Annotated in this window: 7 protein-coding genes; 3 read left to right on the top strand and 4 right to left on the bottom strand. The window is 69.3% G+C overall.

Features of this window, described 5'->3' with window-relative positions; all coding sequences use genetic code 11:
* Positions 1 to 36: 36 nt before the first annotated feature.
* From ACWGH4_RS26595 to ACWGH4_RS26580, 4 genes are all read right to left on the bottom strand, one after another.
* On the bottom strand, positions 37 to 789 hold the full coding sequence (locus ACWGH4_RS26595) for a YebC/PmpR family DNA-binding transcriptional regulator (RefSeq protein ID WP_005319764.1): 753 nt from the start codon (positions 787 to 789) through the stop codon (positions 37 to 39).
* Positions 790 to 851: 62 nt separating this feature from the next.
* The gene (gene pdxT / locus ACWGH4_RS26590) at positions 852 to 1,442 is read right to left on the bottom strand and encodes a pyridoxal 5'-phosphate synthase glutaminase subunit PdxT (RefSeq protein ID WP_453465404.1); all 591 of its coding nucleotides are present in this window, start codon (positions 1,440 to 1,442) and stop codon (positions 852 to 854) included.
* Positions 1,442 to 2,359 carry a pyridoxal 5'-phosphate synthase lyase subunit PdxS gene (gene pdxS / locus ACWGH4_RS26585; protein WP_189473589.1) on the bottom strand — a complete coding sequence of 306 codons (918 nt, stop codon included), beginning with the start codon at positions 2,357 to 2,359 and terminating at the stop codon, positions 1,442 to 1,444. The genes pdxT and pdxS overlap by 1 nt, the downstream gene beginning before the upstream one ends.
* A 104-nt stretch (positions 2,360 to 2,463) precedes the next feature.
* Positions 2,464 to 2,958 carry a hypothetical protein gene (locus ACWGH4_RS26580; RefSeq protein WP_441265416.1) on the bottom strand — a complete coding sequence of 165 codons (495 nt, stop codon included), beginning with the start codon at positions 2,956 to 2,958 and terminating at the stop codon, positions 2,464 to 2,466.
* A gap of 1,055 nt (positions 2,959 to 4,013) precedes the next feature.
* Between ACWGH4_RS26580 and ACWGH4_RS26575 the strand changes: the two genes are divergently transcribed.
* From ACWGH4_RS26575 to ACWGH4_RS26565, 3 genes are all read left to right on the top strand, one after another.
* Complete coding sequence (locus ACWGH4_RS26575; RefSeq protein WP_453465401.1) at positions 4,014 to 5,282, top strand: sensor histidine kinase; 1,269 nt, start codon at positions 4,014 to 4,016, stop codon at positions 5,280 to 5,282.
* Complete coding sequence (locus ACWGH4_RS26570) at positions 5,267 to 5,929, top strand: LuxR C-terminal-related transcriptional regulator (RefSeq protein WP_453465399.1); 663 nt, start codon at positions 5,267 to 5,269, stop codon at positions 5,927 to 5,929. The genes ACWGH4_RS26575 and ACWGH4_RS26570 overlap by 16 nt, the downstream gene beginning before the upstream one ends.
* 164 nt (positions 5,930 to 6,093) lie before the next feature.
* Complete coding sequence (locus tag ACWGH4_RS26565; RefSeq protein ID WP_453465397.1) at positions 6,094 to 7,674, top strand: DUF1996 domain-containing protein; 1,581 nt, start codon at positions 6,094 to 6,096, stop codon at positions 7,672 to 7,674.
* Positions 7,675 to 7,722: the final 48 nt, after the last annotated feature.

Genomic DNA, 7,722 nt, shown 5'->3' with positions numbered 1-7,722 from the left:
CCGTCGGCCCGTCCGTGGGTGCCGTATGACTGTGCGTCAGGCGTCGACCTTCTCCATGACCTCGTCGGAGACGTCGAAGTTGGCGAAGACGTTCTGCACGTCGTCGCTGTCCTCGAGCGCGTCGATGAGCTTGAAGATCTTGCGCGCGCCTTCTTCGTCCAGCTCGACCTGCATGGTCGGGACGAAGTTGGCCTCGGCCGAGTCGTAGTCGATGCCGTTCTCCTGGAGGGCGGTGCGGACCGCGACCAGGTCGGTGGCCTCGCTGAGCACCTCGAACGACTCACCGAGGTCGTTGACCTCTTCCGCGCCGGCGTCGAGAACCGCTCCGAGGACGTCGTCCTCGGTCAGCTCGCCCTTGGGGACGATCACGACGCCCTTGCGGTTGAAGAGGTATGACACCGAACCGGGGTCGGCCATGGAACCACCGTTGCGGGTCATGGCGACACGGACGTCGGAAGCGGCACGGTTGCGGTTGTCGGTGAGGCACTCGATGAGCACCGCGACACCGTTCGGGCCGTAACCCTCGTACATGATCGTCTCGTAGTCGACGCCGCCGGCCTCGAGACCGCCGCCGCGCTTGACCGCGGAGTCGATGTTCTTGTTGGGCACGGAGCTCTTCTTGGCCTTCTGGATGGCGTCGAAGAGCGTCGGGTTGCCGTCGATGTCGGCGCCGCCGGTACGGGCCGCCACCTCGATGTTCTTGATCAGCTTCGCGAAGAGCTTGCCGCGCTTGGCATCGATCACGGCCTTCTTGTGCTTCGTCGTAGCCCATTTAGAGTGGCCGGACATCTGCCTGTCTCCTTCGCGTAACCCTTTACTGAACGAACCCCAGAGATCCTACCGGGATCCCGTCAGGCCCTATCGCGCACCATGTCCACGAAAAGCGCGTGCACCCGGTGGTCGCCCGTCAGTTCGGGGTGGAAGGACGTCGCCAGCGCGTTGCCCTGGCGTACGGCGACGATGTGCCCGTCGTGCTCCGCCAGCACTTCGACCTCCGCGCCGACCGACTCGACCCACGGGGCGCGGATGAAGACGCCCTCGACCGGGTCGCCCTCCACACCCTTGATCGCGACAGCCGCCTCGAAGGACTCGTTCTGCCGCCCGAAGGCGTTACGGCGGACGATCATGTCGATGCCGCCGAACGTCTCCTGACCCGAGCGCGGGTCGAGGATCTTGTCCGCGAGCATGATCAGACCGGCGCAGGTGCCGTACACGGGCATGCCCGCACGCAGCCGCTCGCGCAGCGGCTCCATCAGACCGAACAGCACAGCCAGCTTGGAGATGGTGGTGGACTCGCCGCCCGGGATCACCAGGGCGTCGATCTCCGCCAGTTCCTCGGGGCGCCGGACCGGCCTGGCCACGGCGTCGGCCGCGGCCAGGGCGATCAGGTGCTCCCGTACGTCGCCCTGGAGCGCCAGGACACCGATCACGGGAGTGGTCATCACCAGCCCCGGTTGGCGTAGCGCTCGGCCTCGGGCAGGGTGTCGCAGTTGATGCCGACCATGGCCTCGCCCAGGTTGCGGGACGCGTCGGCGATGATCTTCGGGTCGTCGTAGAAGGTGGTGGCCTTCACGATGGCCGCGGCGCGCTTGGCCGGGTCGCCCGACTTGAAGATGCCCGAGCCGACGAAGACGCCCTCGGCGCCGAGCTGGCGCATCAGCGCGGCGTCCGCGGGGGTGGCCACACCGCCGGCGGAGAACAGCACGACCGGCAGCTTGCCCAGCTCGGAGACCTCCTTGACCAGCTCGTACGGGGCGCGGAGCTCCTTGGCGGCGGCGTACAGCTCGTTGTTGTCGAAGCCGCGCAGCTTGGCGATCTCGTTCTTGATCTGGCGCAGGTGGCGGACGGCCTCGACGACGTTGCCGGTGCCGGCCTCGCCCTTGGAGCGGATCATGGCCGCGCCCTCCGCGATGCGGCGCAGGGCCTCACCGAGGTTGGTGGCGCCGCACACGAACGGCGTGGTGAACGCCCACTTGTCGCTGTGGTTGACCTCGTCGGCCGGGGTCAGCACCTCGGACTCGTCGATGTAGTCGACGCCGAGCGACTGGAGGACCTGGGCCTCGACGAAGTGGCCGATACGGGACTTGGCCATCACAGGGATGGAGACCGCGTCGATGATCTCCTCGATCATGTTCGGGTCGGACATCCGGGCCACGCCGCCGTCCTTGCGGATGTCGGCGGGCACACGCTCCAGGGCCATGACGGCGACGGCGCCGGCGTCCTCGGCGATCTTCGCCTGCTCGGCGTTGACCACGTCCATGATCACGCCGCCCTTGAGCTGCTCGGCCATGCCGCGCTTGACGCGAGAGGTGCCGATCGCCGAAGAGTCAGCGGTCTGCGGGAGGGGGCTGGTGGACACGGGGACCTCACTCGATGACGACGTTGCGATGCGTCACCGATGGAACATCCACCGACCAGGCCACTGCAAGGGCCAATGGAAAGGCGGTGGATCGTTTTCGCCGGTCAGGTGGGCCGGTCCGCCAGCGCTGCGGGCGGTTCGTCATCCATTTCGAAGGCCAGCGGGAACGGGGCGTGGCCCGCCAGCCGGAACCAGCGGACCGTCCGGTGCCGTCGCAGCGCGCGCGCCGCACGCACGGAGTCGTTGTGGAAACGCCGCGCCATCGGCACCCGGCGCACCGCCTGCGCGAGCTCGCCGGCGGCCTCCTCACCGCCCGGCACCTGACGCACCGCCTCCACTTGCTCCTGCGCGCCGAACACGGCCCGCAGCGCGGCACTCAACTCGCTCTCGGCGACCTCACGGTGCTCCTCCTCGGCCTGACGGGCCTCGTGGGCGGCCTCGTAGAGCACGATCGACGCGGCGGGATCGAGCACGCCGGAGGTCGCGAGCTCCTGCGCGACGGAGGCCCGCCGCAGGAGTTGGGCGTCGAGCGCGGCACGGGCGGCGTCGATCCGCGCGTGCAGCCGGTCGAGCCGCCCGGCGGTCCAGCTGAGGTACATGCCGATGGCGACGAGGGCCACGACGATCCAGATCAGGGTGCTCACGGGCGGCAAGGCTACCGGGCCCTCTGCGGGCGCCCGCGCGACGCTTCCCCCTCCCCCGCCTTTTCCCGAACCGGGCCCGTGGGGGCCGACGCCCGCGCCCCCTCCCCGCCGACGGAGGGACTGTGTGGGCCGAACGCCCCGCCCTCCCCCTGGGCGATCCGCCCCGATACCGCTGCGCGGAACGTTTCCCCAGCCCCGCCCCTTCCCGAAACCGGGGCAAGCCCCGGGCCCCAAGGGGCTGCCGCCCCTTGCCGCCTCCGGCGAGGATTGGTCGGTGCTGGCGCCCCCTTGCCCGGCCCAGTCGTGTACCCGGCCCGTGCCGCTGCGCGGGGCGTTTCCCCACCCCGCCCCTTCCCCGAAACCGGGGCAAGCCCCGGGCCCCACGGGGGCTGACGCCCCTTGCCTCGTCCGGCAAGGAGGAAGGTTCGGTGGGGGCTGACGCCCCCACACCCCAGGACGACAGCTTCGCACCGCCAGACGCCCGACCCGCGCGTCTGGCACCAGAGACTCGGACGCCCACCGCCCCCGGGCCTGGACTGCGCACGCACGGGACCCGACGACCACCGGCCGGAAGGGGCGGCACGGGCGGGAGGGGGGCGGGGTCGTAGGAGGGGGGTGTCCGGAAGTAAAGCGTCGCAACTCGCGCGCAGCGCGGTGAGGATAGCCATTCCGGGCACCCCCCTCCGGAGGCCCCGACACCCGGCACCCCCCACCGGCGCAGCCCCGCCCCGCAGGGGCGCAACGCACCCGGGGCCACACCCCGCACGGGCGCAAGGCAACCAGACCGGGCCACGCCCGCAAGGGCGACACGCACCCCAACCGGACCACGGCCACGCCCCGCCAGGGGCGCAACGCCACCGGACCGGGCCACGGCCACGCCGGGCCGCATGGTGTCGTCAGGTACACCCCCGACCCGGTGTCCTCCACCCGTGCGCCGGCGCATCCGTGGCCGCCACACTGGTGATCGACAGGGGACGGACCGACGAACACACGCCCAAGCAGGGGGATTCATGGCGATCAAGAAGGCACGCGGCGCGCTCGCCGCCGGTGTGCAAGGGATGGTGCTCGCGCTGACGGCGTTGATCGGGTCCGTCGTCCTCTTCGCTTTCACGGCGGTGTCGATCGCGCTGATCCCGATCGGGCTGGGCGTGTTCACCACGCCTCCGGTCCTGATTCTGCTGAGGTCCCATGTGAACCGCCGTCGGCTGCTCGCGGCGCAGTGGTCCAGGGTGCGTATCCCGGTCCATTACCGGCCCTTCCCGAAGAACGTGCGGAAGGGCGTCTCCGGTCAGGTCGAGCGGTGTTCGCTGATGCTGAAGGACCCGGCGACGTGGCGGGACATACGGTGGCTGCTCGCCGACATGACGGGCGGCGCGGTCGTCGCGATCCTCGCGCCGGCGCTGGTCCTGGAGGGCGTGTTCGGGCTGCTGCTCGCGGCGGGGCTGTGGAAGCCGATCGTGGAGGCCGGCGGCACGTACTGGTACACGTTCCTGCCGGTCGACAGCGGCGACTCGGCCAGGCTGGCGGCGCTGCTCGGCCTGGTGTGGATGATCGTGGCGCTGCACGTCAACCCCCGTCTCGTACGGGCGCACTTCAGGCTCGCGGGGGCCGTGCTGACGCCCGGCCGCGAGGAGGAGCTGGAGCAGCGCATCGACCGGCTGACCGAGACCCGTCATGACGCGCTCGACACGTCGGCGGCCGAGCTGCGCCGGATCGAGCGTGATCTGCACGACGGCGCGCAGGCGCGCCTGGTCGCGATGGGGATGAACCTCGGCACGATCGAGGCGCTGATCGAGAAGGATCCGGCGCAGGCGAAGGAGTTGATCTCCAAGGCGCGGGAGTCGTCCGCGGAGGCGTTGACCGAGCTGCGTGACCTGGTGCGAGGCATCCATCCGCCGGTGCTGGCTGAGCGGGGGCTGGGGGACGCGGTGAGGGCCCTGGCGCTGCGGCTGCCGGTGCCTGCCGAGGTGGCGGTGGAGCTGTCCGGCCGCCCGGACGCGCCCGTCGAGTCCGCGGCGTACTTCGCGGTGAGCGAGGCTCTCACCAACACGGTCAAGCACGCGGGGGCGGACCGCGTCTGGGTGGACATCACGTACACGGACGGGGCGCTGCGGATCTCGGTGACGGACAACGGCAAGGGTGGTGCGGTGGTCGGGGCGGGCTCGGGTCTGAGCGGTGTCGAGCGGCGGCTGGGTACATTCGACGGAGTCCTGGCCGTCAGCAGCCCCGCGGGCGGTCCCACCATGGTCACCATGGAGATCCCTTGCGAGTTGTTCTAGCGGAAGACCTGTTCCTGCTGCGGGACGGCCTGGTCCGGATGCTCGAGGCGTTCGACTTCGAGATCCTGGCCGCGGTGGAGACCGGCCCCGAACTTGCCAAGGCGCTTGCGGAGTTGAAGCCGGATGTCGCGGTCGTCGACGTCCGGCTCCCGCCGTCGCACACGGACGAGGGGCTCCAGTGCGCGCTGGCGGCGCGGCGGGCGAGGCCGGGGCTGCCGGTGCTGGTGCTCTCGCAGCATGTGGAGCAGTTGTACGCACGGGAGTTGCTGGCGGACGGCAACGGCGGGGTGGGGTATCTGCTGAAGGACCGGGTGTTCGACGCCGAGCAGTTCGTCGACGCGGTGCGCCGGGTGGCGGCGGGCGGTACGGCGATGGATCCGCAGGTCATCTCGCAGTTGCTGTCACGGCGTTCGCGGGACCGGCCGATGGAGGGTCTGACGCCGCGCGAGCGGGAGGTCATGGAGCTGGTGGCGCAGGGCCGTTCGAACGCGGCGATCGCGTCGCAGCTGGTGGTGACCGAACGGGCGGTGGCCAAGCACACGTCGAACATCTTCGCCAAGCTGGGACTGCCGGTGTCGGACGACGACAACCGCCGGGTCCTGGCGGTACTGGCGTATCTGGATCACGGGCGTACGACCGGAAGTTGAGAAGTGAGGCCGGCTCGGGGGCGCAGACCTGGCAATGCCCCTTTTCGGCTACGTCCAAACGATTTGGCGCTGGAGGCTTCTACGATTTCCACACAGGACTGAACACCCCGTCGGTGGTCTCCGTATGGAACGACGCTACTTCCCTCCCCCGGGATTGGAGTTCCATGGGACGCACATCGAGAAAACGCTCAACGCTGGCAAACCGGGCGATCGCCGCCACGGCTGCCCTCATTCTGGGTGGGGGCGGGCTCGTCGCGGCCAATTTCTACGCTTCCGCCCACGAGGGCTGGGGCGATGACCGGACCGGGCCCAGAACGCAGAGCGCCGGGCAGGCGGTCTCCACGATCGACTGTCCGGAGGTCGTGAATTCCATCGAGGAGGTCCCCGACGACCAGCGGTTCGCGGTCGACCGGGAACTCGCCACGCTGGACACCCAGATCACCAACTACTACCAGCGGTTCGCCGACAACAAGGAGCGGGTCCAGAGCGACCGCACCTTCGCGCAGAACGAGATTCTGACGCCGCTGAAGAACGAGCGACTGGTGATCATCCAGCGCATCGTCGCCCTGATCGACCGCTCCGCCGAACGCCCCGAGGGCCTGGAGTCGACCGCTCCGTGCACCCTCCGCGGCGACGACAACAACGACGGTGACCAGAACGACGGGCAGAACGACGGACAGGACGGCCAGAACGACGGCCAGGACGGCGACGGCGGCCAGGACCAGAACCAGGACGGCGGCCAGGACGGCGGCGACCAGGACAACGGTGACGGCGACAACAACGACGGCGACAACGGGGACAACGACGGGAACGGCGGCGACAACGGCGGCCAGGCCGGCAACGGCCCGGAGGAGGGCGACTTCGTCGACATCCAGTCCGTCGAGCCGAACGTCCAGGAGCCGCAGCAGCGCCGCGGTGCCTCCCGGGGCACTTTCACCACCGACTGCGGTGTGAACGAGAACGGCAAGTTCAATTCCGACAACGTGATCGCCGCCCCCGGTGTCAGCAACGGCGCGCACCACATGCACGACTATGTGGGCAACCAGGCCAATGACGCTTTCGCCAGCGACGACGATTTCGCCAACGGAGACACCACCTGCAACAACCAGGGCGACAAGTCGACCTATTACTGGCCCGTGCTGCGTCTGCAGAACGGCCAGAACGAGTTCGACGCCGGCGAGGACGGCGGCGGCAACGACCAGAACGTCGGTGAGATCCAGACACCGTCGGAGGTCACGCTGACGTTCGAGGGCAATCCGCGGAGCAAGGTCACCGCGATGCCGAAATTCCTCCGGATCATCACCGGTGACGCCAAGTCGTTCACCAACGGCGACGCGAATGCCAATGCCTCGTGGAGCTGCACCGGATTCGAGGACCGTCAACTGAAGGACAAGTACCCCATCTGCCCCGAGGGCAGCCAGGTGGTGCGCAGCTTCAAGTTCCAGAGCTGCTGGGACGGTCAGAACACCGACAGCGCGAACCACCGCACCCATGTGGCCTTCGCCGACGAGGACGGCAACTGCCAGGACGGGTTCCAGCCGATTCCTCAACTGGTGCAGCGGATCGTCTACGACGTGCCGCCGCCGGTCTTCGACGGCGACAACGCGTCGGTCTTCGCGGTGGACTCGTTCCCCGAGCAGCTGCACAAGCCGATCACCGACCACGGTGACTTCATCAACGTCTTCGACGAGGACCTGATGGACGAGATGGTGGACTGCATCAACGACGGCCGCCGTTGTCAGTGATCCATCGGGCACGGCGGAGGGCCGGTGATCCACCGGTGCCTCAAAGGC

Source organism: Streptomyces sp. NPDC054847 (genome assembly GCF_053610925.1).
The sequence above is the reverse complement of the archived record's forward strand: the minus strand, read 5'-3'. Positions and strand labels throughout refer to the sequence as shown.